Annotated in this window: 14 protein-coding genes; 5 read left to right on the top strand and 9 right to left on the bottom strand. The window is 36.7% G+C overall.

Annotated elements, in window-relative coordinates:
* Positions 1 to 4: 4 nt before the first annotated feature.
* Complete coding sequence (locus HF990_RS09860) at positions 5 to 1,474, bottom strand: glutamate synthase subunit beta (protein WP_168412520.1); 1,470 nt, start codon at positions 1,472 to 1,474, stop codon at positions 5 to 7.
* Between the two features lie 22 nt (positions 1,475 to 1,496).
* Positions 1,497 to 5,972 carry a glutamate synthase large subunit gene (gene gltB, locus HF990_RS09855; protein WP_168412519.1) on the bottom strand — a complete coding sequence of 1,492 codons (4,476 nt, stop codon included), beginning with the start codon at positions 5,970 to 5,972 and terminating at the stop codon, positions 1,497 to 1,499.
* A 394-nt stretch (positions 5,973 to 6,366) separates the two neighbouring features.
* Here gltB and HF990_RS09850 point away from each other — a divergent pair, with 394 nt between their 5' ends.
* Positions 6,367 to 8,070 (top strand): methyl-accepting chemotaxis protein, encoded by a 1,704-nt coding sequence (locus tag HF990_RS09850; protein WP_016839413.1) that lies wholly within the window; start codon positions 6,367 to 6,369, stop codon positions 8,068 to 8,070.
* A 59-nt stretch (positions 8,071 to 8,129) separates the two neighbouring features.
* Here HF990_RS09850 and HF990_RS09845 read toward each other — a convergent pair whose 3' ends face one another.
* Entirely contained in the window at positions 8,130 to 8,984 is an 855-nt protein-coding gene (locus HF990_RS09845) for a helix-turn-helix domain-containing protein (protein WP_168412518.1), read from the bottom strand.
* Positions 8,985 to 9,178: 194 nt separating this feature from the next.
* Positions 9,179 to 11,026 (bottom strand): asparagine synthase (glutamine-hydrolyzing), encoded by a 1,848-nt coding sequence (gene asnB, locus HF990_RS09840; protein ID WP_016839411.1) that lies wholly within the window; start codon positions 11,024 to 11,026, stop codon positions 9,179 to 9,181.
* 427 nt (positions 11,027 to 11,453) lie between these two features.
* Here asnB and HF990_RS09835 point away from each other — a divergent pair, with 427 nt between their 5' ends.
* Positions 11,454 to 11,882: a MarR family winged helix-turn-helix transcriptional regulator gene (locus HF990_RS09835; protein ID WP_016839410.1), complete on the top strand. Its 429-nt coding sequence runs from the start codon at positions 11,454 to 11,456 to the stop codon at positions 11,880 to 11,882.
* On the top strand, positions 11,879 to 13,057 hold the full coding sequence (locus HF990_RS09830) for an MFS transporter (protein WP_168412517.1): 1,179 nt from the start codon (positions 11,879 to 11,881) through the stop codon (positions 13,055 to 13,057). The genes HF990_RS09835 and HF990_RS09830 overlap by 4 nt, the downstream gene beginning before the upstream one ends.
* A gap of 122 nt (positions 13,058 to 13,179) precedes the next feature.
* Here the strand turns inward: HF990_RS09830 and recD2 are convergent, their stop codons facing one another.
* A complete protein-coding gene (gene recD2, locus HF990_RS09825; RefSeq protein ID WP_168412516.1) occupies positions 13,180 to 15,666 on the bottom strand; it encodes an SF1B family DNA helicase RecD2 in 2,487 nt (828 codons plus the stop codon).
* 139 nt (positions 15,667 to 15,805) lie between these two features.
* Between recD2 and hisA the strand changes: the two genes are divergently transcribed.
* Positions 15,806 to 16,555 (top strand): phosphoribosylformimino-5-aminoimidazole carboxamide ribotide isomerase, encoded by a 750-nt coding sequence (gene hisA, locus HF990_RS09820; protein WP_168412515.1) that lies wholly within the window; start codon positions 15,806 to 15,808, stop codon positions 16,553 to 16,555.
* Positions 16,556 to 16,771: 216 nt separating this feature from the next.
* Here hisA and HF990_RS09815 read toward each other — a convergent pair whose 3' ends face one another.
* The 4 genes from HF990_RS09815 to cymR are packed head-to-tail and all read right to left on the bottom strand — an operon-like array spanning position 16,772 to position 20,227.
* Positions 16,772 to 17,440 carry a tetratricopeptide repeat protein gene (locus HF990_RS09815; protein WP_016839406.1) on the bottom strand — a complete coding sequence of 223 codons (669 nt, stop codon included), beginning with the start codon at positions 17,438 to 17,440 and terminating at the stop codon, positions 16,772 to 16,774.
* A 44-nt stretch (positions 17,441 to 17,484) separates the two neighbouring features.
* Positions 17,485 to 18,606: a tRNA 2-thiouridine(34) synthase MnmA gene (gene mnmA, locus HF990_RS09810; protein WP_168412514.1), complete on the bottom strand. Its 1,122-nt coding sequence runs from the start codon at positions 18,604 to 18,606 to the stop codon at positions 17,485 to 17,487.
* Positions 18,607 to 18,626: 20 nt separating this feature from the next.
* Positions 18,627 to 19,772: a cysteine desulfurase family protein gene (locus tag HF990_RS09805; protein WP_168412513.1), complete on the bottom strand. Its 1,146-nt coding sequence runs from the start codon at positions 19,770 to 19,772 to the stop codon at positions 18,627 to 18,629.
* Between the two features lie 35 nt (positions 19,773 to 19,807).
* Positions 19,808 to 20,227 (bottom strand): cysteine metabolism transcriptional regulator CymR, encoded by a 420-nt coding sequence (cymR, locus tag HF990_RS09800; RefSeq protein WP_016839403.1) that lies wholly within the window; start codon positions 20,225 to 20,227, stop codon positions 19,808 to 19,810.
* Between the two features lie 129 nt (positions 20,228 to 20,356).
* Between cymR and HF990_RS09795 the strand changes: the two genes are divergently transcribed.
* Positions 20,357 to 21,649: a replication-associated recombination protein A gene (locus HF990_RS09795; protein WP_016839402.1), complete on the top strand. Its 1,293-nt coding sequence runs from the start codon at positions 20,357 to 20,359 to the stop codon at positions 21,647 to 21,649.
* Positions 21,650 to 21,819: the final 170 nt, after the last annotated feature.

Here is a 21,819-nt window from a genome sequence, read left to right as displayed (position 1 = left end):
AAAATTATAGGTTTACTTTGTTTGTTATTAACTGATGACAAGATTTTGCGGCTTCTTTTCCCTCTTGAATTGCCCATACAATTAAACTTTGACCACGTCTTGCATCGCCAGCAACAAACACGTTGTCTATATTTGTTTTGTAAGCACTACTATTTTTCAAGTTTTTAATATCAATATTTAATTGTTCAAATAATTGTTGTTCTGGTCCTTCAAATCCGATTGCCAGTAACACTAGTTGAGCAGGTATCATTTTCTCTGTATTTGGTATCGGTTCTCGAATTTTTTCACCTTTTTCATTCAATGTCGTTTTCATACCAACACTTTTCACAGCAACAAGTTGACCGTTATCATCACCAATAAATTCTAATGCAGTAGTTGTAAATAGCCTTGGATCATCTCCAAATTTCGCTAGCGCTTCTTCTTGACCGTAATCCAACTTATATGTCATTGGATATTGTGGCCATGGATTATCAGGCGTACGTTCTGATGGACGTTTCGGATAAATATCGAATTGGACGACACTTTTACAATTTTGTCTTAGAGCAGTAGCGATACAATCGACTGCTGTATCACCGCCGCCTATTACTACCACATCTTTTCCCTCAGCAGAAATATATTGACCATTTTTAAAATCTGAATCCAGCATACTTTTCGTATTGGCGTGTAAATAATCCATCGCAAAGTGGATCCCTTTTAAATTTCTTCCGTTAATTTGTAGATCACGAGGTTTCGTTGCACCTGTGCAAAGAATGACCGCATCAAACTCTGATTGTAATTGGTCAATCGAATAATCTTTCCCAACTTCAACGTTTGTTAAGAAGGTAATTCCCGCTTGTTCCATCAGATGGATTCGACGATCAACTACGTGTTGCTCAATTTTCATTTTTGGAATGCCATAAGTGAGCAATCCTCCGATTCGATCTGCTCTTTCAAATACTGTTATTGAATGCCCATATTTATTTAACTCATGTGCACTAGCTAAACCAGCTGGTCCAGATCCAATTACCGCAATCTTTACTCCTGTTCGTTTTTCTGGAATGTCAGGTGTTACCCAACCTTCTTCAAAAGCTTTTTCGATGATTGCCCACTCTATACTTTTAATGGTTACGGAGCTTTCATAAAGGGAAGCGACACATCCAGCTTCACAAGGAGCCGGACATGCTCTTCCAGTAAACTCTGGAAATGGATTTGTTTTGCTTAATCGTTCATAAGCCTCTTTCCATTTACCTTGGTATACAAGCTCATTCCATTCAGGAATTAAATTAAATACCGGGCAACCTGTCGACATTCCTCCTACAGTAGAGCCATTTTGACAAAATGGAACACCGCAATCCATACATCGAGCTGCTTGAGTTTTTAACAAGTCTTCAGAAGGTAATGTTGATATTTCCTTCCAGTCTTGAAGTCTTTCTAGTGGATTTCGATACTGGGCATTTTGTCTTTTATACTCCAAAAATCCAGTCGGTTTTCCCATTTTGTTCACCACACTTTCTTAATTAGTAACTTTCTAATAAATACAATTCTTGTTCATCTAAAATCTGCTTATATTTGTGAGGAATCACACGAATAAAATTCGAAACTTCTTTTTTCCAATTTTGAATGATTCGTTTCGCTACAAGACTATTCGTTTCTTGAACATGTTCTTTGATTAAAGAAAGCACAAACTGGATTTCTTTTTCACTTTCAATCGTTTCAAGTAATACAAGCTCATCGTTATAATTTTCGTAAAAATATTTGTTTGCTGGAGAATATACATAAGCAATTCCGCCAGACATACCTGCTGCAAAGTTTTTCCCAACTTCCCCTAAAATTACGACTCTACCACCTGTCATATATTCACAGCCGTGATCTCCTGTACCTTCGACTACAACAAGTGCTCCACTATTTCGAACACAAAATCTTTCTCCTGCTTTACCGCGAATAAAAGCTTTACCGCTTGTTGCACCATAGAATGCCGCGTTGCCGATGATGACATTTTCCTCTGCAACAATCTTTGTATTTGAAGAAGGAGCTACAATGATTTTTCCACCAGATAATCCCTTTCCGACATAGTCATTTGCTTCTCCTTCCAACTTCAACGTAATGCCATTTGGAATGAATGCTCCAAAACTTTGGCCTGCGGATCCTGTAAAGTGAATTTGAATTGTATCTTCATTTAAACCTTCACTTCCATGTATTTTCGAAACAACACTTCCAAGCATTGTACCGACAGAGCGGTTCGTATTTTTAATAGGAAGAGCAATATGAACTGGCTTCTTATGATTTAAAGCTTCCTTGCTTAATGGAATTAATTTTTCATAATCCAATGTTTTTTCTAGTTGGTGATTTTGGCTTTTTGTAGCTGTACGTTCACCATCATAGCTAACGAGTAACGAAGATAAATCCAGTTTCTTTTCCTTCCAATTCACATCATTCTTAATCTGAATAATATCCGTTCTTCCCACCATTTCCTCTATTGTTCTAAAGCCTAATTCCGCCATATATTCACGAATTTCTTGCGCAATAAAGTGCATTAGGTGGACAACGTGTTCAGCAGTTCCGATCATTTTTCTTCTAAGAACTGGATTTTGAGTTGCGATTCCCACTGGGCATGTATCTAGATGACAAACCCTCATCATGACGCACCCTAACGATACAAGTGGCAATGTTGAAAATCCGTATTCCTCTGCTCCTAATAATGCGGCGATTACTACATCTCTACCGTTCATTAGTTTTCCGTCTGTTTCGAGCACTACTTTGTTTCTTAAGCCATTTAGCATTAATGTTTGATGTGCTTCTGCTAACCCTAATTCCCAAGGGAGGCCAGCATGCTTAATGCTCGTTTTTGCTGCTGCTCCTGTTCCTCCATCATAACCACTGATGAGAATTACATCGGCTTTAGCTTTTGCAACACCAGCAGCAATTGTTCCAACACCACTTTCGGAAACTAGCTTTACGTTGATTCGCGCTTCGGGATTGGCGTTTTTCAAGTCGTAAATTAATTGCTCAAGGTCCTCAATCGAATAAATATCATGATGAGGCGGTGGTGAGATTAGTTCAATGCCCGGCGTAGAACCTCTTGTCTTTGCAACTTCTTCTGTCACTTTATGGCCGGCAAGCTGTCCCCCTTCTCCTGGCTTTGCACCTTGAGCCATTTTGATTTGAATCTCATCACAATTCACTAAATAATGACTTGTTACACCAAATCGACCGGAAGCCACTTGTTTAATGCGGCTTAATTTTGAATCACCATTTGGCAAAGGAATAAAGCGGTTTGGATCTTCTCCTCCTTCTCCTGAATTGCTTTTTCCGCCAATTCGATTCATTGCAATGGCAATTGCTTCATGAGCTTCTATACTAATTGAACCGAAAGACATGGCACCTGTTTTAAATCGTTTAAAAATCGATTCGATTGGTTCTACTTCTTCAATCGGAATTGGTTTTCGATCACTTTTTAATTCAAATAATCCTCTTAACGTTGTATTCGTTTCTTTCGACAGCATTTCGCTATACTTTTTGTAAAGTTCATATTTTCCTGTACGGCAAGCGAGCTGTAAAGTATGGATTGTTTCAGGACGATAAAGGTGATCTTCACCATTTTTTCGCCATTGGAAATCAGATCCTTCTTCCAATAAAAGTTCATCATCTTCCCATGCAGCTTTATGGCGAATAACTGTCTCTAATGCAATATCATTTAATTCAAGTCCACCGATTTGAGAAATCGTACGAGGGAAATAATTTTCAATTACTTCTCGACTCAATCCAATTGCTTCGAAAATTTGTGCACCGATATAACTTTGCACCGTTGAAATGCCCATTTTAGACATGATTTTTAATATCCCTTTTGTGATACCTTTCACATACTTATCAATTAAATCGTTATCTACTGCTTCTTCCAATTGTGAAAGGGATGCGTAAACTAAATAAGGATAAATAGCGTTAGCTCCATAGCCAAGTAGTGCTGCAAAGTGATGCACTTCTCTCGGTTCTCCTGATTCGACAATAATGCTTACTTTATTGCGAAGGCCTTTTTGTATTAGGTAGTGATGGACACTGGAAACAGCTAATAATGATGGAATGGCTGCATTTTGTTTGTTTACACCTCTGTCGCTAATGACAAGTAATTGATATCCATCATTTGCAGCTTTTTCAGCGTTTTTCAGAAGTTTTTTCAAATAAATTTCCATCGATTCTGGTTGTTCAGTAGGGAATAAAGTTGACAGTTTAGACACTTTCCAACTGTTTAAATTTAAACTAATAATTTTTAGCCATTCATTTTTAGTCAAAATAGGTGTTTTTAACTTTATTTTTTGATAGTCTTCTTTTTTAGGTTTTAATAAGTTACCTTCACTGCCCAAATACACTTCCATTGAAGTAACGTACGCTTCTCGAATAGCATCGATTGGTGGATTTGTTACTTGGGCAAATCGTTGTTTAAAGTAGTTGAATAATAGTTGTGGTTTTTTGGATAATACAGCGAGTGGCCCATCATACCCCATTGAACCAACTGGATCGTCTCCACGGACTGCTAAAGGTTTAATATATTTTTCCCATTCTTCAAAGGTATAGCCAAATGCTCGTTGGAGACGAATTATTTGAGTACGATCCATATTTTTTGATGTTTCTACATTTAATTCAGGAATGTTATCGATAGGTAAAATCATTTCAGCTGTCCATTGTTCATATGGATGTTCATTGATAAATTGCAGTTTTAGCTCCTCATCGAACAATAAGGCTTTCTTTTCGAAATCTACTACTAACATTTGACCTGGTTTTAAGCGGCCTTTTTGGACGATTTTTTCTTCTGGTATGTCGACAACTCCCACTTCTGAAGATAAATAGAAAAAGTCATCTTCCGTCAAAATGAATCTAGCAGGTCGTAAACCATTTCGATCAAGGCAAGCACCTGCTTGGTGTCCGTTTGTGAACCCCATTGCAGCTGGCCCATCCCACGGTTCCATTAATAAGCTATGATATTGATAAAACGCTCTCTGTTTTTCTGAAAGTAATTTATTATTTTGCCAAGGTTCCGGAATCATCATCATCATCGCTTGGGGTAAAGACCATCCGGACATCACTAAATGCTCTAAAACATTGTCAAACATTGCAGAGTCGCTGCCGTCGAGATTGACAATTGGATGAAGTGCCTCCAAATCATCACCAAACACTTCCGTTTTCATTGTTGCTTCTCGAGCAAACATCCAGTTTACATTACCGGTAATAGTATTAATTTCCCCGTTATGCATGAGCATCCTGTTTGGTTGAGCTCTGCTCCAACTCGGGAAAGTATTTGTACTAAAGCGGTTATGAACCATTGCCATTTTAGACTGGTAATTTTCATTCGTTAAATCGACATAAAAATTTTTTAATTGATTCGGTAACAGTAGCCCTTTATAAACAATGGTTTTCGATGAAAAACTAGAAATATAACAAGCATCAATATTACGCTCGAATTGTTTAAAGGTGTTTTCAATTTTTTTTCGGGCAATATATAAACGTCTTTCGAAATCATCATTTTGACTATTAACTGATGTAGGTATAACAAATAACTGATGAATTGAAGGGGCTGTTTGTATGAATTCATTTTGTAATACTTGATCGTTTGTTGGTACAGTTCTCCATCCGAAAATTGTCAAACTGTTCATTTCAACAATTTCTTCAATTCTTTGCTTGTATTCTTCTTGTTTCGTTTCCTCTTTTGGAAGAAAAATCATCATAACACCATATTCCCCTAAAGATGGCAGTTGTTTTCCCTGCTTTCCCCATTCTTTTTCAAATAATTCATGAGGTATGTCAGTTAAAATGCCTGATCCATCACCTAACGTTTCCTTATCATCTCGACCTCCGCGATGAGTTAACCGTTCTAGGGCAATTAACGCTTGGGATACAAGTGAATGTGATTTTTCACCTTTGATATTCGCTAATAAGGCGATTCCGCACGAGTCATGTTCAAATTGTGGATTGTATAAACCTTGTGTTAATCCTTGATCCATTTTTCTGCACCCCTTAATTCTTCCTGTTTTCTTATACATACATCCTAACAAGTCTAAAACCAAAAATATTTAGACTATTAAGTTGAATCTTTGCACTTTTTTACACTTCTTCTTTTCTTCGGGTTTATGTTTGAAATAAAAAAACACTTGTCGAACTTATGCCAAGTGTTTTGCTGGAGGAGAGGATACGTTAATTCAAAGCAAAATCCAAAAATGAAACTCCCTCTAAATTACTAGGTATTCTATTTATCAATTAACAGTTCATATGTAACACAATTAATCATTTACTAGTTATTTCGAAATACTAAATATTTTTACAATATTTTATAAATATATTATAATGATGTAAGATTTTTACTATAAAAATTACAATATTTTCAGGAGAGAGAGCATCATGAACGTTGTTAAGAGATTGAAACTCCAAACGAAATTTAATATTTTAATAATCTTCGTTATTTTATTCTTAATGTTTTCAATTGGTTTTGTAGCAAAAATTCAAGTTGAAAAACAGTTATTATCTATTTATGAGGAAAAAGTTGCAGTTGAAGCGAAACTAGGTTTAAGCATAATTGATGAAAAGTATCCAGGTAGTTGGAACGTTCGTGAAGGAAACTTATATAAAGGCGTTATTAAAATTAATGATAATAATAAAATCTTGGATAAAATCGGAGAGACGACTGGTGGTATTACCAATATATTTTTAAATGATTCTACTGTAGCAACAAATATTGAGGTAAACGGAGAAAGAAAAATTGGTGCATCTGCCGATCCTGCCATTCTAGAAACAGTGCTTCAAAAAGGTGAAGTTTATATTGGAAAAGCCGATATTTCAGGCAAGTTGTATTTAACAATGTATCAACCCATCAAAGATGGAAAAGACAATATTATCGGTATGTGGCTAACAGGTACACCTATTGAATCAATACAAAAAAATGTTTACACAATATTAATTAATATTGTAATGACGATTGCAGTTATTGGGATTATTACAATGATTGTAATGTTATTCTTAATCCGTTCAATTATTCAACCAATTAAACTCGTCAATAATCAACTGAAAGAAATTGCAGAGGGCGAAGGAGATTTAACGAAAGAAATTCAAATTCAAACTAAAGATGAAATTGGTGAAATGGCTTTGTCCTTTAATAAAATGTTAGGTTCTTTACGAGCCATGCTTAGTCAAGTAAGTGAGGCTTCTGAACAAGTCGCTGCTTCCTCAGAAGAATTATTATCTAGCTCTGAACAAACCGCTTCTGTAACCGATCAAGTGGTACTCTCAATCCAAGAGGTAGCAAAAACAATAGAAATTCAAGGTAAGAATACAACTGAGAGTGCTGAAGCTATACATGATATTACAAGAGGAATGCATTATATTGCAGATTCTATTAGTTCGGTTGCCGAGAACGCAAATGTCATGATGGCTCAAGCCAACTTAGGTAATACCCACATTCAAAAAGTAGTTGGCCAAGTAAAAAATATTCATGATGCATCATCCGATACACTAGAGGTAATGAAAAACTTAGAACAAAATTCAAATTATATTGGAAAAATTATTGATGTCATTACCGAAATTGCATCACAAATCAATTTGTTGGCATTAAATGCTGCAATTGAAGCAGCTCGTGCAGGAGAACACGGGAAAGGTTTTGCAGTTGTAGCTGACGAAGTACGTAAATTAGCTGAACAATCAAAATCATCAGCTGATCAAATTGTTGAAATTATCCATATCATCCAAAAAGACATTGATACAGCTGTTGATATGACAAGCAATGTTAATTCAGTTGCAAAAAATGGATTAGAAATAACCGAAGAATCCGGAAAATCATTTGAACAAATAGTAAAATCTATTGAGAATGTTACAGCTCAAACCCAAGAATTAAATTCTATAACAGAAGAAATTACAACAAATATTGAACAAATTAATTCTTCCATTGAAGAAATCGCAAAAATGGCCGAAACAAATGCGAAACATTCAACAGAAATTTCCTCTGCCTCAGAAGAACAACTGGCTACAATGGAAGAAGTTACTACATCCGCTACAACATTGGCAACAATGGCTGAGCAACTTCAACTGTTAGTGAAGCGATTTAAAATATAATACACGTAATAAACCGACATATTCCGTATTGGAAATGTCGGTTTTTTTGAATAATCTATTTAAGCATTTCTTTTTAGCGAGATTTCTTTTATCGTTGATTTTCTTATTCTCGGTAATGTCCGAATTTCCGATGGACTTTTCCCTGTATATGCTTTAAATTGTCGGCTAAAGAAATGAATATTATTATACCCAAGAGCATCAGCTACTTCTGTTACGGTCATGCCTGTATAATGCAACAAATGCTCCGCTCTTTTTATTCGAGTTTCAACAACATAGGATTGAATTGTTTGCCCCATGATTTCTTTAAATTTTTTTGAAAAATAACGTGGCGAAAAATTAGCGCGAGCAGCTAAACTTTCTACTGTATGATTTTTTCCGGGATGTTGTTGAACATAATTTGCCACTTCCCTGATTGTAAAGAACAACTGACTTTGCATTTCCGTGCTTTCTTCTATTTGTATTGTTTCTGACTGTTGATCTTCCCTTAACAGTTGAATCATTAATTGTTTTAATATCAACTTTCCTTCGATATCTGCAGCAAAAGTTTTCACTAAAAATAATCTTACATATTGAGAAAGAAGCGACTCAAAATGAATCCGATCTTGTAAAATTCGATAAGATTTTGGTATCATATTCGGCTCGATTTCAAGGTCGAAATGAATGTACGTAATTACAAGCGGATGCATTGGATCTTGGGTTGCCGTCGTCCAATCACCTGGTTTAAATAGAAAACAACTACCTCTTTGTAATTTAAAGTCTTTTCCGTTTAATATTAAAGTTCCTTTTCCACTCCAAACGTAAAGTAAATCATAATTTGGAATAGGTGCTTTTCGCTTCCACTGCCAATTTGGTTCACAATTAATTGTTGCTAATGATGGTTTGATAACAAATTGATCAGGATTTACATTTAACATAATAATACCCCTTCCTTTCTACGCTGTTTGTCATCAGCGTGCAAGAGTATCTCTGAATCCCTACACGACTTTGGCAAACCCAATCGGATTATTTTCTAATTGCATTTGTCAGACGATTTAATGATGGAAAAATTTTAAACAAAATGAATGAAAAATCCGTATATATTAAAGTTTAATATTATTTCAAAAAGCGTTTACAAATCAACTAAATTTACATTATATTTTTCAAGCCAAATATTCATTTGAACCAAATGGGCAATAAGTTGAGGGCCCGTCATTAGTTGGCCGAACCAGGGAATTTTAAATGATTTGTTGGAATCTAGCAGTTCTTCTAATTTTTCTTTCGAAATGAGTTGCAATATTGGTGAGTTTTTCTTCTGAATAATCTGTCGCAACATGTCAGTTACTAGCTTTGTATATTTAGGATGATGTGTCTTAGGATAGGGGCTCTTTTTTCGGTATAAAATATCCATTGGAAGAATGCCTTCTAGAGCTTTTCGCAATAATCCTTTTTCTCTTCCGCCTAGCATTTTCATTGACCATGGTATGTTCCATGCATATTCAACAATTCGATGGTCTGCAAATGGTACCCGCACTTCTAGACTAGCAGCCATACTCATTCGATCTTTTCGATCTAGCAATGTCGACATAAACCACACCATATTCAAATAAAACATTTCTCTGCGTCGGGCTTTATTCGGTTCTTCCCCTTCTAATTTCGGCACTTCTTGGATCGTTTCTTCATATCGTAATTTTATATAATCTTTCAATTTCAATGTATTTTGCCAGTATGGTAATAGTAGATTTTGTCTCTCTGATTCGGATTGCATCCAAGGAAAACCATCGTTTTTCAATAATTCTGTTTTATAGAACCAAGGATAGCCTCCAAAAATTTCATCAGCACATTCACCAGATAGTGCCACAGTAAAATGTTTTTTTATTTCTTCGGAAAATAAAAGTAAAGAAGAATCAATATCTGCCATACCAGGTAAATCTTTAGCAATCACAGCTTCCTTTAATTTTTCAGCAAGTTGTTCGTGGGAAATAATGGTCGTATGATGAGCAACACCTAGATGTTGAACTACTTTTTCAATCCATGGACGGTCTTCATCCGGTTGAAACAAACTCTTTTGAAAATAAGTACTGTTTTCTTCATAATCAATAGAATAGGTATGAAGAGGTCCTCTTTCTAGGTTATTGAAAAAATTTGAAGCAATGGAGGTAATAACACTTGAATCTAAACCACCCGACAAAAAGGTGCAAACCGGAACATCTGCAACTAATTGTCGTTCAACTGCATCTTTTATGAGTAAACGAACATTTTCGATAGTTTCTTCTAATGAATGAACATGTTTAGTACTTCTAACATTCCAATAACGTTGTATATTCAAGCCATGTTGATCAAAAATAAGATAATGGGCTGGCCTTAATTCATTAATCCCTCGAAATATTCCGTGCCCTGGCGTTCGGGAAGGACCTAAACCAAATAATTCTTGTAATCCTTCTCGATCAACTTCGGATTTTACTTTTGGATGGGCTAAAATTGCCTTCAATTCTGAACCAAATATTAAGCTTTTTCCGCTAAATTTATAAAACAAAGGCTTTACACCGAGCCGATCCCTCGCCATGTAAATTTTTTCACATTCCTCATCCCAAATAGCAAAAGCATATATACCGTTTAAATGTTTAACACATTCTTCTTTCCACTCGATATAAGCTGTTAACAATACTTCCGTATCAGAATGGGATTGAAATGAATAACCCCGATTGACCAATTCATTACGCAGTTCTTCAGTATTATATAGCTCACCATTGTAAACTATCGTATACTTATTAGAACCTTTTGTTTTCGACATTGGCTGAGAACCGCCAACAGGATCTACTACGATCAGTCTTGTATGACCAAGAGCAACATGCGTGTCACAAAAAATGTTAGAGGCATCTGGTCCTCTTTTGTTTAACGTTTGTGTCATCTTTTTTATAGTGACTTCTTGATGTTTCAAATTGTTTTCCCAATCAATCCAGCCCGTAATTCCACACATCATCCATCACTCTTTCGTAGTATAATTTTTTCTTGTTATTCATTTTATGATTTTTTGTTTATAAAGAACAATTTCATTTTTAAATGAAACCTATCTAATATCCATATGAATAATTGGTAAATACTACAAAAATCAGCATTTAAATTCTAAATTATATCAAACCTAAACACAAAATTTTCAAATAAATCTATATTTTTATATCATTTAAATCCTTTTTAATTCTCAAATCGCTAACAAACATTCTCGATTTGATATATAACATCGTACATAAGGGATGATCCAACATGGATACATCGCAATTCAGGTAAATGGCCATTGAATCGGATAGGGGCAAAAAATGGATGACTGGAAAAGAACATTTTATTGACATATAATAGTTTAGTGATATAGTTACCTAGGGTAACTATTTTATCGGAGGTGAAATCCTTTGGAAGGATTTTTTCAACATTATTTACGATTGTATCGGCCACTGATCAATGCTTTGAATGAACTTTTAAGCGAATACAATCTTTCCTATTCTTTATGGCAAGTTATCTATTACATAAAGCATAACGGTCCGTCAACTCTGGTGGAAATCGCCAAACGATACAGTGTAGAGAAGCCGTCCATCACTCGCAGGGTGAACGCTTTGGAGGAACTTCGATTAATTGAAAAAAGGGAAAGCCGAGATCGGAGAGAAAAGGTGATCCAGTTAACGCCGTTGGGTGAAGAAATTTATGCATCCTGCCGTAAAAAAATATCGAGCTTCGAAAGAAAGATGATGGAACACCTTACAGAGGATGAACTGCAAAACTTTTTCCATACACTTTCAAAAATTCAACAGCAATTTTACAGTAAAGAAGGAAAACAACAATGAATGAATCAAAATTATGGACAAAAGATTTTATTATCACATCAACCATTAATTTTTTGTTAACATCTGTCTTTTATCTACTAGTTGTCATTGTAGCCGTTTATGCAAAAACAGAATTTCACGCAACCACGAGTCAAGCGGGTCTTGCAACAGGCATTTTCATCATCGCCACATTAATTGGAAGACTGTTTATAGGCCGCGGCATCAATTCGATTGGCTACAAAAGGACATTGCTGATTGGCACTTGCCTATTTGCATTATCAAGCTTCCTCTATTTTATTCAATTAAATATTTGGTTCTTTTTAATTGTGCGATTTTTGCACGGTTTGACCCTCGGTATTGCTGGAACGGCAACCGGAACCATTGTCGCCCAAGTCATTCCCAACAGCCGCAAGGGCGAAGGGATTGGGTATTACAGTATGAGTTCCACTTTGGCGACAGCCATCGGTCCCTTCATAGGGTTGTTTTTGAGCCAGCATGTAAGCTTTTTGATCGTATTTGGATTGTGTAGTTTATTAGGAATCATCGCATTCATCACTTCATTCTTTATTCAAGTATCAGAGCCTAAAGCGGTGAAAAAGGCGGAGAAAGACGTTAAAGGGTTCAAACTTTCGAATTTTATTGAATCGAAAGCCATACCGATTTCTTTCATTATGCTCATTGCCGCTTTATGCTATTCCGGAGTTTTATCCTTCATAAATTTTTATGCACAGGAAATCGGCTTGATGGAAGCCTCCAGTTTCTTCTTCTTTGTTTATTCCATCGCTATTTTGTGTTCACGTCCTTTCTCCGGGCGTCTGTTAGATGTGAAAGGCGCAAATTACGTAATGTATCCTGCGTTTATTCTTTTTTCGATTGGACTGATTGTTTTAAGCGCGGCACATAACAGTTTTGTACTGCTGTTTTCAGGGGTTTTGATCGGTCTGGGTTATGGCAACATGCAATCCTGCATTCAAGCCGTTGCAGTGAAAGTGACGCCCATCCATCGAATGGGACTTGCCACATCCACATTCTTCATTTTCCTTGATGCAGGTCTGGGCTTTGGCCCATATCTGTTGGGATTTATTGAGCCGTATACGACTTACAGCCAATTGTATTTCAGTTTAAGTTTTGTCGTTTTGGCAACCGTGCTCCTTTACTTTTTCCTTCATGGCCGTAAAGTGAAGAATTTTCAATAACAAATGGAAACCGGAATTTGCATTTGAATGTCGATATAAATAGTAAAACCGAACGTTGCAGACTCTCAGAATCAGAGATTCAGGCAATTGTTCGGTTTTTTATCCAAAGTGTATACAACCTTTTATTCATCCAAAAAATCATAAGGGGTGATACCATCCATCCCTATCATCGGATGGATTTTAGGTGCTGTTTCCGCATTAAGGACTGGAGGAAGGGAAGTAGTATCGCCTGTCGTCTGCTGTTCATTGCAATCGTCCGGTGAAAGATGCACGATTTGTTCATCAAGCTTCTCCCCTTCCATCTTCATTTCCTGATTTCGATCATCATTCATCTTCGCGGGATTCAATCGGGTCCTCAAAGTCGTAAAACGCTTCAAATCGTCCGTGCGTTGAATTCCCTTCATGAATTCTTCTGGCTCTCCGCATAATATTAAATAATTTTTCGCACGAGTAATTCCTGTATAAATCAAATTTCTACGAAGCATTTTTGAATAGCTTCGAACAATAGGCATAATCACCGTTTGGAATTCACTGCCTTGCGCTTTATGAATGGAGCAACAATAAGCCAAGGTAATTTGATTTAAGTCAGATCGTTCATACGTCACTTCATTGCCATCATAAGAAACGACAACGATATCTTGTTTTTCAACCGTTTCTTTCGCTTTTAAGATTGCTACAATTTCTCCAATATCACCGTTAAAAACATTACTTTCCGGCTGGTTGACCAGCTGTAAAACTTTATCACCAATGCGGAAAATCGTATCGCCATACTTTACTTCTTTTCTCGTTCCATCCTCGTTTGAATTCACAAGCTCTTGAATTTCTTTATTTAAATAATCAATACCAGCTGGACCCTTGTACATAGGTGCCAACACTTGTATATCACGTATAGATTGACCTTTTGCCAATGCACTTTTTACAACTTGTGTGACGACGCTGGCAATTTGATCTTTTGAAGCTTTAATAAAAGAACGATCGGTCGTTTTTTCAGTAAAGTTAGTTGGAATTTGCCCTTTTTTAATTTGATGGGCCAGTTCGATAATCGTAGAACCATCTGCTTGGCGATATACTTCTGTTAGTTCTATGGTTGGCACGACTTTAGAAGCTAATAAGTCCTTTAATACTTGTCCAGGTCCAACCGGAGGCAATTGATCTTGATCTCCTACAAGAACCACTTGAGCACTGAGAGGAATACTTTTTAACAATTGGTGACTTAACCACGTATCTACCATGGACATTTCATCGATTATTACAAGACGGCCTTCGATTTCACGATCTGATTCTTCCTCTTTTTCTTGACCATTAAAACCTAATAATCGGTGAATTGTCATCGCTGGTAAACCCGTAGATTCCGAAAGTCTTTTTGCAGCTCTACCAGTTGGTGCTGCGAGAATAATTGGAAACGGCTCTTCCCTCTTCGCATATTCTTTAGGATCTAAGGAAATTCCGTGAAGTTCTGCATACACTTCAACTAATCCTCGAATAACGGTCGTTTTCCCTGTTCCTGGCCCACCTGTTAAGATCATAACGGACGAGTTTAGAGCTTGTTCAATGGCTCTTGCTTGCGTTTCTGCATAAGTCACTTCCAAACGTTCTTCGACTTCTCCGATTGCTTTTCGTATCTCGTCTTTTGAAAAAATTTGACTTTGTTCATTTTGCTTTAAAAGTTGCAAAATTTTAGTGGCGATGCCAACTTCACTAAAATATAAGGATGGCAAGTAAATTCTCGTCTCTTCGCCGCAAATTTTCCCTTCCTCTTCCAATTCAATAACCGCTTTTGAAATAGACTCAAAAGGAATTTCTACAGGTTGGCTCTGTTCCAGCATACCTTTAACCTCAGGCAATACATGTTCCGCTTCTAAATATACATGCCCTTCAGATAAAGCAGCTTGATTCAACACATGTAAGACTGCTGCTTTAATTCGGTCGGGATGGTTTCCTGTTATGCCGATTTTACTGCCCAATTCATCGGCTTTTGTAAATCCAACCCCTTCTACTTCTTCAATTAAACAATAAGGATTTTCGGTTAACAAATGAATTGTTTCTTCTCGATACGTTTGATATATTTTCATTCCTAATTGCGGTCCGAATCCCCATTCGTTCAATTGAATCATAATTTTATCCAAACCTAAATTTTGTTCTAAAGTGCTGCGAATAGTCATTTTTTTCTCTTCAGATAGCCTTGGAACTTCATCGAGAATTTGTGGATTTTCCATCATTTTTTTCAGCGCATCAGTCCCTAGCGTTTTGACAATCAACTCAGCAGTTTTTGGACCAATACCCGGAAATAAGTCACTCGATAAATAGTGAATGACACCTTGTTCAGTTGCAGGAACTTCCCTTTCAAACATTTCTACTTGGAATTGAATTCCGTATTTCGGATGATGCTTCAAACTTCCAAAAAAACGATAGTCATGTTCTTCATCAAGGGTTGGAAAATATCCTACAACTGTGATTTCTTTTTCTGTATATTGCAAATTGGTTTCCTTAATTTTCACTTTTACAATAGAATACATGTTGGATGCGTTATGAAAAATGGAAACAATTGGCCGGCCTAAAACAAAGGTTTTTGTCGTTTTGAGTATGGTGAAGTTTTCCTCCACTTTCATACGCTCCTCTCCGAAAAAATCTCTTTAATATGATACCATTATTACGGAGTGTAACAAAATAGGAACTTCCACTTCTCGATTAAATAATAGACCAATGATATGATATAAAAAATACTTATTGAAGGGATTCGAGTGCATTATGGAATTTAGACCTTGTATTGATTTGCATGATGGAAAAGTCAAACAAATTGTTGGCAGTACTTTAGGACAAGAAACTGTTGTAGAAAATTTTATTTCTGAAAAAGATGCTTCCTATTATGCCGAACTATTTAAAAAGGATGGTTTAACAGGTGGGCATGTTATCATGTTAGGCCCTGGAAATGAAGAACAAGCCCAATTTGCTTTAACTGCATATCCGAGAGGACTTCAAATCGGTGGAGGAATCACTGCGGACAATGCAAAAAAATGGATTGATACGGGTGCCAGCCATGTCATTGTTACATCATACATATTTCACGATGGACAATTAGATATGGAAAGATTAGAACGTCTAGTCCAAGAGATTGGAAAAGAACACATTGTCCTTGATTTAAGTTGCAGAAAACGAGATGACAAATGGTTTGTCGTTACGGATAAATGGACGAAATTCAGCGATTTTGAAATCAATCAGGAAAATATTTCCTTCCTAGAACAATATTGTGATGAGTTTTTAATTCATGCCGTGGATGTGGAAGGGAAAAAAAGCGGAATGCAGGAAGAATTAGTTCAGGATTTAGCGAAATGGACAAAGATTCCAACAACTTATGCAGGTGGAGTTCGATCATTACAAGATCTTGAAAGGTTTAAAAAATTATCAGGAGGAAAATTGCACGTAACGATCGGCAGTGCATTAGATATTTTTGGAGGCGATTTGCCATATCGAGATGTGGTGAATTATTGTAAGTCATAGTTTTGATGAGCTATAGTGAATTTTCCAATAGAAATTCAATCACAACGACTTGACATCTATTATCGTGATAAGATAAATTTCGTTTCTGAAACAAATAATAATATGAAGCTTAAATAGAGGTTAACATCAATGTTGGGTATCTACCGGCTAGTATACAAAAATTTCCAATTCAAAAGGCTATCTAGAAACTTAACTTCTAGATAGCCTTTCAACATTCTAATTTTTATTCTTTAAGCGCTCCATTACCATGTCATAAATATATTTTGCTTGTTCATGTTCTGGTTGAATTGTAAAGGCTTGTTCTAAGTGATATAACGCCTCTTTTGCATCCTCTGTCGAGAGGGCGTAGAGCACACCTAAATTATAATGAGCATCGGCATTTTGTTCATCATTATGTAAGACATACTCCAATTCCTTTTTTGCTAAATCAAACATCTCTAACTTACATAATAAAATGCCGTAACTTAAACGAATTTGCATATCATCCGGCGCAAGTTCAGCAGCTCGTTGCATATATGGAAGTGCCAGTTTTACTTTATTTTCCTTTTCTAATGCTTTCCCTAACATGTAATAAGCATCGGCACCTTCAATTCCATATTCAATCGACTTTTGATAAAGTTTTGCCGCCTCTACAAATCGCTCCGAATTATAATATAAGTTTGCTAATCCATAATAGGCCGTTGCAGCTTTTTCATCAAGAGTAATCGCTTTTTGAAAAAATCTCTCTGCACGCTCTATCTCGTTCATTGCGGCAAGGACATTCCCAAAATTAATATAGCCTACTGGATCATCCGGATTTTGTTCAATTGCTTCCGTGAAAGCTTTCACTGCATCTTCATAACGCTCTTCCTGCAATGCTTTGATGCCTTCTTCATTATAGTTCATGTTCTCACCTCTCATCAAAAATTGGCGACCAACTTAGCCGCCAATTATCCTACATAAGTTAATTTTTCACCATTTTTTATTACTTCATCAATTGTTCCTCCGCCTAAACATACTTCCCCATCATATAAAACAACAGCTTGTCCAGGCGTAATCGCTCGCTGCGGCACTTGGAACGTAATATGTGCCTTTTGATCATCTAAAAGCTCCACTTCTACTGGAGTATCTTCTTGTCGGTAGCGGAATTTAGCTGTACAAGTAAATTTCTTTGGTTTCGGTTGATTGGATGTGAAGCCCATATTTGTTGCGATTAATGATGTAGAATACAATGCTTCATTATGGAATCCTTGTCCCACATATAACACATTGCGTTTTAAATCTTTCCCCACAACAAACCAAGGTTCACCTTCACCGCCAATGCCAAGGCCGTGTCTTTGTCCAATTGTATAATACATTAGCCCATCATGTTTCCCCATAACTTTGCCATCAAGGGTTTCCATGTTACCAGGTTGCGCGGGCAAGTAGTTACTTAAAAATTCTTTAAAATTGCGCTCACCAATAAAACAGATGCCTGTTGAATCTTTTTTCTTCGCCGTTGCAAGACCAGCCTCTTCAGCAATTTGTCTTACTTTCGGCTTTTCAATATGCCCGATTGGGAACATGACCTTTTGCAGCTGTTGCTGATTCAATTGATTTAAAAAATATGTTTGGTCTTTATTCCGATCGACGCCGCGCAATAACACGACTTCCCCATCTCGCTCTTCCACTCGAGCATAATGTCCTGTTGCTAAATAATCAGCGCCCAGCTTTAATGCATGTTCAAGGAAAGCTTTAAATTTAATTTCTTTATTGCACATCACGTCTGGATTTGGCGTGCGACCAGCCTTATATTCCTCTAAAAAGTACGTAAATACCTTATCCCAATATTCTTTTTCAAAGTTAACAGCATAATACGGAATTCCAATTTGGTTACAAACTTTAATCACATCTTCATAATCTTCCGTTGCTGTACAAACACCGTTTTCGTCTGTATCGTCCCAGTTTTTCATAAAGATACCAATCACGTCGTATCCTTGTTGCTTCAACAAATAAGCAGCAACAGATGAGTCAACCCCACCGCTCATTCCAACGACTACACGAATTTGTGATGGGTCACGAGTTTCTACCATGTATTTCACCTTTTCTAATTCTATGAATTCGTCATTCTTTTCACGATTTTAGCTGTACGTTCAGCTGCAATTTCAACATCTTCCTTTGTTAATCCTAAACCAAAACTAAAACGAATGGAATTACGAAGCTCTGATGCACCTTTTCCAAACATTGCAACAAGCACATGAGACGGGTCAATGGAACCTGCTGTACACGCTGAACCGCTTGATGCATAAACACCGTCCATATCCAAATTCACGAGGAACGATTCAACGTCCATTCCTGGAAAACTAATGTTTAATATATGTTTAAGGAAATATTCATGATCGCCATTTACCTTGTAAGTAATTTGTTCCCGATTTAATACGTTTAAAAAGATCGTTCTAAATTGAAGATATGTTTCCTGTCTTTTTTCCATTTCCCGCTGTGAGATTTCAACAGCTTTTGCAAAACCTACAGCAGCATGTACATTTTCCGTCCCTGCTCTACGTTTTCTTTCCTGTGAACCACCATAAAAAGTAGCGACGAGAGGCGTTTTTTCTCGTTGATACAAAAAGCCTATTCCTTTTGGTCCGTTAATTTTATGGCTGGAGACACTTAAAAGATCAACATGTAATTCATTAATATCGATTTTTTCTAATCCATAAGCTTGAACAGCATCGGTATGAAAAATCGCCTGATGGTCTTTTAAAAGTTCGCCAATTTCTTTAATAGGTTGAATCGTACCGACTTCGTTATTTCCATACATAATCGTTACTAAAATTGTGTCAGCTCGCAATGCATTTTTTACAGATTCAACAGAAATGCGACCGTTTTCATTTACTGGTAAATATGTTACTTCAAAACCTGCTTTTTCTAGCTGTTCACATGCATGTAGAACAGCATGGTGTTCTACTGATGTTGTGATAATATGTTTACCTTTCGATTTTAAAGCTTGAGCTACTCCAAATATTGCTGTGTTATCAGCTTCTGTTCCACCACTTGTTAAAATGATTTCTGTATCTTTCGCGCCAATGGATTGAGCTAAAATACTTCTCGCTTCGTCCAATATCTTTCTTGCAGATCGTCCTGCTGCATGAATGCTGGAAGGATTTCCATACACACGAGCCATTACTTCCGTCATAGAATTAATGACTTCTGGATGAACTGGTGAAGTTGCTGCATGATCTAAGTAAAACGTTTGCATAATGTGCCGATAAACTCCTTTATTCTTAAGTGCAATTAAATATAGAACATATAACCGTCATACTCTGTCTCGTCAGTATAATTTGCTAAATCTTCAATCGTTGTCGTATCAAGTACCTGTTTTACTGCATCGCGAATGCGAATCCAAAGCTGTTGTTGTGGTGGCTCTTCTTCTTCAATTCCCTCCACTGGTTGGATTGGACCTTCTAATACACGAATTACATCTGCTGCTGAAATTTTACTTGGTGGAATTGCAAGTAAATAACCGCCGTATGCACCGCGCACACTTTTTACTAAACCAGCAATACGTAATGGAGATACTAATTGTTCTAAGTATGCCTCTGATAGATTTTTTTCTTCCGCAATTTTACGTAATGGGAGTGGACCATCCCCATAATGTTTTGCTAATTCGATCATAATTGTTAAACCATATCTACCTTTAGTTGAAATTTTCATCTTACTACACCTCAAATTTCTATTCCCATATTCTTCGTCTAGTATAACATAACACCTTTTATTCCACTTGGAAAAGGTCTATTATAATTTATAAATGAAAAGTTTTTTAAGTTCATCGGAGGAAGTACTATGCAAAATGAACCATTGGCATTTCGAATGCGCCCTAGAAATATAGATGAAGTAGTTGGACAACAACATATTATTGGTAAAGATACCGCTTTATATAAAATGATTCAAAACGGACATGTTCCGTCAATGTTATTGTACGGTGAACCAGGAATTGGGAAAACCTCTATCGCCTATGCTATTGCAGGAAGCACAAATTTACCTTTCTTTCCTTTAAACGCAACGATTGCTGGAAAAAAAGATGTTGAACAAATTGTATCAGAAGCAAGGCTCACAGGAAAAGTCATACTGTTTTTAGATGAGATTCATAGATTTAATAAACTTCAACAAGATACATTATTACCCCATGTGGAAGATGGGTCAATTATTTTAATCGGTGCTACGACAGAAAATCCATTTCACGATGTCAATCCAGCAATCCGTTCCCGATGCGGGGAGATTTTTCAACTAAAACGTTTGACTCTTGAGGAACTTGTCCAACTGTTAAAAAACGCATTGCATGATGAAGAACGAGGATTAGGAAAATATTCAATTGATATTCATGATGAACAAATAAAAAAAATTGCGATTGCTTCCAATGGTGATGCTAGGAAAGCTTTAACTTTGTTAGAATCAGTCTTTCATGCTTCAGAAGAAATAGATGACATTGTGCGTGTGGAAGATTCTACTATCGAACACTTGGCGAAACGCATCGGCGTATATGGAGATAAAGGTGGCACGCATTTTTATAATTTATTGTCCGCTTTGCAAAAATCTGTGAGAGGAAGCGATGTCAACGCAAGTTTATATTATTTAGCCCATTTGCTTGAAAATGGAGATTTAATTGCAGTTTGTAGAAGACTTTTGGTGATGGCATATGAGGATATTGGCCTTGCGAATCCCAATGTAGGCGCCCATGTATATGCAGCAACAGAAGCAGCAAAAGTACTCGGCTTACCTGAAGCGAGAATTCCCCTTGCCAATGCAGTCATTGAAATGTGTTTATCTGAAAAATCCAATTCCGCATATCAGGCATTAGACGCTGCAATTAAAGCCATTCATGAAGGAAAAACTGGGGATATTCCTATGCATTTGAGGGATGCTCATTATGCGGGAGCAAAAACATTAGGTCACGTTGGTTACCAGTACCCTCACGACTATCCAATAGGCACTTTTGGTGGTTGGGTAAATCAACAATATTTACCAGACAATCTTCAAGATATGGAATTTTATCGCCCTGTCATTGCAGGAGAAGAAAAAAGGATGGCAACGATCTATGAAAAGTTAAAATCCTTAAAAAATCATAACAATCAGTAAATCCTTAATCGAGATAAACCGAATTTGTTTTCAGATTTTATCGATCGAGTAGGAGGGAGCGATTAACTCCCGTCCTCTCACACCACCGTACGTACGGTTCCGTATACGGCGGTTCAATTAAGATGATTGACGCAAGTCTTTATAACTTCCGTGAATAGCTGTTCTCTTTA

Source organism: Ureibacillus thermosphaericus, assembly GCF_012396605.1.
In the GTDB taxonomy this organism is placed as follows: Bacteria; Bacillota; Bacilli; order Bacillales_A; family Planococcaceae; genus Ureibacillus; species Ureibacillus thermosphaericus.
Note: the sequence above shows the minus strand (reverse complement) of the source record. Positions and strands in the feature narration are given on the sequence as shown.

Bases quoted from the DNA above. Each gene is read 5' to 3' on its own strand.
- HF990_RS09860 (WP_168412520.1), bottom strand. From the start codon at position 1,474: ATGGGAAAACCGACTGGATTTTTGGAGTATAAAAGACAAAATGCCCAG.
- HF990_RS09795 (WP_016839402.1), top strand. From the start codon at position 20,357: ATGCAAAATGAACCATTGGCATTTCGAATGCGCCCTAGAAATATAGAT.
- HF990_RS09830 (WP_168412517.1), top strand. From the start codon at position 11,879: ATGAATGAATCAAAATTATGGACAAAAGATTTTATTATCACATCAACC.
- HF990_RS09850 (WP_016839413.1), top strand. From the start codon at position 6,367: ATGAACGTTGTTAAGAGATTGAAACTCCAAACGAAATTTAATATTTTA.
- hisA (WP_168412515.1), top strand. From the start codon at position 15,806: ATGGAATTTAGACCTTGTATTGATTTGCATGATGGAAAAGTCAAACAA.
- gltB (WP_168412519.1), bottom strand. From the start codon at position 5,972: ATGGATCAAGGATTAACACAAGGTTTATACAATCCACAATTTGAACAT.
- cymR (WP_016839403.1), bottom strand. From the start codon at position 20,227: ATGAAAATTTCAACTAAAGGTAGATATGGTTTAACAATTATGATCGAA.
- HF990_RS09805 (WP_168412513.1), bottom strand. From the start codon at position 19,772: ATGCAAACGTTTTACTTAGATCATGCAGCAACTTCACCAGTTCATCCA.
- mnmA (WP_168412514.1), bottom strand. From the start codon at position 18,606: ATGGTAGAAACTCGTGACCCATCACAAATTCGTGTAGTCGTTGGAATG.
- HF990_RS09815 (WP_016839406.1), bottom strand. From the start codon at position 17,440: ATGAACTATAATGAAGAAGGCATCAAAGCATTGCAGGAAGAGCGTTAT.
- recD2 (WP_168412516.1), bottom strand. From the start codon at position 15,666: ATGAAAGTGGAGGAAAACTTCACCATACTCAAAACGACAAAAACCTTT.
- HF990_RS09845 (WP_168412518.1), bottom strand. From the start codon at position 8,984: ATGTTAAATGTAAATCCTGATCAATTTGTTATCAAACCATCATTAGCA.
- asnB (WP_016839411.1), bottom strand. From the start codon at position 11,026: ATGTGTGGAATTACGGGCTGGATTGATTGGGAAAACAATTTGAAACAT.